Origin of the sequence: Atribacter sp. (assembly GCF_035418125.1) — a bacterium.
GTDB lineage: Bacteria > Atribacterota > Atribacteria > Atribacterales > Atribacteraceae > Atribacter > Atribacter allofermentans.
The window spans coordinates 1-3,235 of record NZ_DAOLQM010000247.1 but is presented as its reverse complement, the minus strand read 5'-3'; the positions used below and the strand labels follow the sequence as shown (position 1 = coordinate 3,235).

Annotated in this window: 4 protein-coding genes; 2 read left to right on the top strand and 2 right to left on the bottom strand. The window is 36.4% G+C overall.

Features of this window, described 5'->3' with window-relative positions; all coding sequences use genetic code 11:
* The first annotated feature begins 402 nt into the window (after window positions 1-402).
* Together radC and PLK24_RS10010 are read left to right on the top strand one after the other, a co-directional pair.
* Window positions 403-1,074, top strand: coding sequence for a RadC family protein (gene radC, locus PLK24_RS10015; RefSeq protein ID WP_324478738.1), 672 nt, complete (start codon window positions 403-405; stop codon window positions 1,072-1,074).
* A gap of 49 nt (window positions 1,075-1,123) precedes the next feature.
* Entirely contained in the window at window positions 1,124-1,609 is a 486-nt protein-coding gene (locus tag PLK24_RS10010; protein WP_324478736.1) for a SoxR reducing system RseC family protein, read from the top strand.
* 5 nt (window positions 1,610-1,614) lie between these two features.
* On the opposite strand, the gene PLK24_RS10005 is transcribed toward PLK24_RS10010, so the two are convergent.
* Both PLK24_RS10005 and PLK24_RS10000 read right to left on the bottom strand, forming a co-directional pair.
* The gene (locus PLK24_RS10005; protein ID WP_324478734.1) at window positions 1,615-2,430 is read right to left on the bottom strand and encodes an ABC transporter permease; all 816 of its coding nucleotides are present in this window, start codon (window positions 2,428-2,430) and stop codon (window positions 1,615-1,617) included.
* Window positions 2,430-3,235, bottom strand: an 806-nt coding sequence (locus PLK24_RS10000) for an ABC transporter permease (protein ID WP_324478732.1), incomplete at its 5' end; no start/stop codon positions are given. The genes PLK24_RS10000 and PLK24_RS10005, both read right to left, overlap by 1 nt.

Sequence of the window (3,235 nt, the reverse complement as noted above, 5' to 3'; positions counted from 1 at the left end):
GTGTGCCTTTTTCTTTTTTTGTTTATTCTTTTTTCACCAATATTGGTATTTTCAGAATAGACCCTCATGCTGCATAAATAGCACCAGATGAGGATGAAAATACCTATCTCAATCCGTCATTGCGAGGAGGTCAACCGTTTTTTGGTTGAACGACGTGGCAATCTCATTTCGTATTTCTTTTAAAAAAATTAAAAGATGAGATCCTCACGCTTTCATAAGGCGAAGGCTCAGGATAACGGATGAAAGAATTCATTTGATGCTATTTTCAAGATAGGTGTTACTAATATTATAAAAACACTAATATTATAGGTTTTATACTGAGGTTGTCAAGAAAGAAGGTTGGGAAACGCTTGAAAATTGTCTATAATATGACCAAAATAAATAAATGGAGCAGATCATGACATGAAAATAAAAGAACTTCCCGATTTTGATCGACCTCGTGAAAAATTAGAAAAATTAGGTCCTAAAGCTTTATCAAATATTGAACTCATTGCGGTACTTCTTGGAAGAGGCACCCGGGTGAAAGATGTATATCAACTTTCTAAAGAAGTTCTTGAGTGTGTGGAAAATGATTTTGAAAAATTAAACTTTGCGACTCTGATGAAAATTAATGGATTAGGAAAAACTCATGCCTGCCAAGTTCTTGCTGCTTTTGAGATCTCTCAAAGATATTTTTTTAAAGATGGCATAAAAATACAAAATGCTAATGATGTTTATAAATTAGTAAGTGATTTAAAAGAAAAAAAGCAAGAGTATTTTGTTACTCTTACTTTGGACGGAGCAGCTCGACTCATCCAAAAAAGAGTGGTTTTCATTGGAACATTAAACCAAAGCCTGGTTCATCCTCGGGAAGTATTCGCTGATGCCATTGGAGATCGTGCTGCTGGTGTTATATGTGTTCATAATCATCCATCTGGGAATATTCAACCCAGCCGTGAAGATATAGCCGTTACCAAAAAACTTGTTGAAGCGGGAAAAATTATCGGTATTCGGATTATGGATCATGTTATTATTGGGAAAACAAGTTATTTCAGCTTTCAAGCTGAAGGTCTATTAAATAATGGAGAATATTAAAACCAAATCAGATTGAAATTCCGGTTTTTTCCCATTTTGGAGGAATAGTATGTTAAAACCAGGTAAGGTTGAAAAGATTGAAGGAGAAAAAGCCTGGGTTCGAATGCAAAAAGGAACAAGCTGTGGAGAACATCATTGTCCTCTGGGTTCAACGCTATTGGATGACTCAGGAACTGATTTTTATAAGGTATTAGCAAAAAACGAAATATCGGCTTCGATTGGTTCCAATGTCATGGTCGAGGTAAAGGATGACCTCGCCTTAAAAATATCTTTTCTGATTTATCTCATGCCAATTCTTCTGGTTTTAGGTACGTATCTTATAGTTAAAGCTTTAACCCCTCAAGTTATGTTGATCGGGGTTGTTACCATAATAGCTATGTTAATCTCGATCATAATATTGAAAAAAGCTGATAAAATCATTCAACCAGAGTATTCAATAACCGGGTATCTTCAGGATGATGATTGTTCCCAATGCCCATTTAAAAGCAAAAAAACCAAAGAAGAAGAGGAGGAGGTAGACACGCAAGATAAATAATTCCATTAACGGACAACAATTGATTCCTCTCCGCTCCCGGTATATTTTGCCATGAGAATTATTAATAGGATGGATAAACCAAGTACAACCGTCGAGATCGCATAAACCTCAGGAGAAAGACCAAAGCGAAGCATGCCATAAAGATAGATGGGAAGAGTATTGTAGGTACTGGTAAGAAAATAAGTTATGATGATTTCATCAAAAGACATGGTAAAAGCCAGCAGTGCTCCCCCAATGACTGCTCTTTTGATCATGGGAAAGGTTACATAAATAAAAGCTTGGAATGGATTGGCGCCTAGGTCCATGGCAGCATTTTCTAAATTTCTAGAAAGACGTGCTAAGCGAGCTAAGACCTGAAACATAACGACTGGTGTAGTAAAGCTCATATGCCCAAGGATGACGGTCCACATTGATAACTGTAGCTTCAAATTGAGAAAAAATATCAATAAAGAAAGACCAACTATTATTCCGGGGAGGATGATGGGAAGCATAGCCAGCGTGCGAAAAAAGTCTTTTCCCTTGAATTCAATTCGGTTAAGGAAAAGCGCCCCCGATGTTCCCATGACTACTGCAAAAAGAACTGCCAATCCTGAAACCTGAAGGGAGTGAAAAAGTGAGTTTAATAGTTCTTTATTTTGAAAGAGTTTCATATACCAATCAAACGTTATCCCTTCAAACTTCATGGTTGAGCGAGAGGAGTTGAGTGAATAAACAAAAACGACCAACAAAGGGAAATAGAGATAAAAATACACTAAAGTTCCATAAATACTCAAAAAAGGGAAAGATTTATTCTTACTTTTTAGATTCGATGTCTTTTTCATTATTCTAAAAACCCTTCTGATGAACCAAATTTTTGTGAAACTAGTAGGATAACGACTGCAACTGTAAACATTATGAAGCCTAATGCTGCTCCTAACGGCCAGTTATAAGCATAACCAAACTGAGTGACAATGAGATTACCGAACATCATTCCATTCAAACCTCCCAATTGCTGGGGAATAATATAATCACCAAGAGCGATAACAAAAGCAAGAGTAAAACCGCTAATTACTCCTGGCATAGAAAGAGGAAGAATGACATGGAGAAAGGTATTAAAACTATTAGCACCCAGGTCAGCGGAGGCGTCTAAAAGATTTTTGGGGATTTTTTCCAAGGAATTAAATATAGAAATAAACACATAGGGTAAGGCAATATAGATGAGAGCGACATAAACAGCAAAAGGACTATAGATAAAGATGGAGAGTGGTTCATCGATAATTTTTAGTGAAAGGAGAATGGTATTGAGGACCCCAACTCGTCCTAATATAGTTCGCCAGGCCACGATCCGAACCAGATAACTTACCCATAAAGGAACAATGACCAGCATATAGAGTTGATTTCGAAAGCGTTTTACTTTTCTTGATACTAAATAAGCCAAAGGATATCCTAATAATATTGAAGTAAGAGATACTAAAAGTGCTAAGAGGAGGGTTCGAAAGAAGATAGGAAGGTAGATTGGATTTATAAAAAATTCTAAATAGTTCACCAGGCTAATTTTTTTAACCACCACAGAGCCTTCTTTGATATAGAAACTGGTAACCAGCATAATGCAGATTGGAATGATGATTAATAAAAACAGCCAGGTGG

What these genes read in the sequence shown, in the direction of transcription:
- radC (WP_324478738.1), top strand. Translation starts at nt 403, where the DNA reads ATGAAAATAAAAGAACTTCCCGATTTTGATCGACCTCGTGAAAAATTA.
- PLK24_RS10010 (WP_324478736.1), top strand. Translation starts at nt 1,124, where the DNA reads ATGTTAAAACCAGGTAAGGTTGAAAAGATTGAAGGAGAAAAAGCCTGG.
- PLK24_RS10005 (WP_324478734.1), bottom strand. Translation starts at nt 2,430, where the DNA reads ATGAAAAAGACATCGAATCTAAAAAGTAAGAATAAATCTTTCCCTTTT.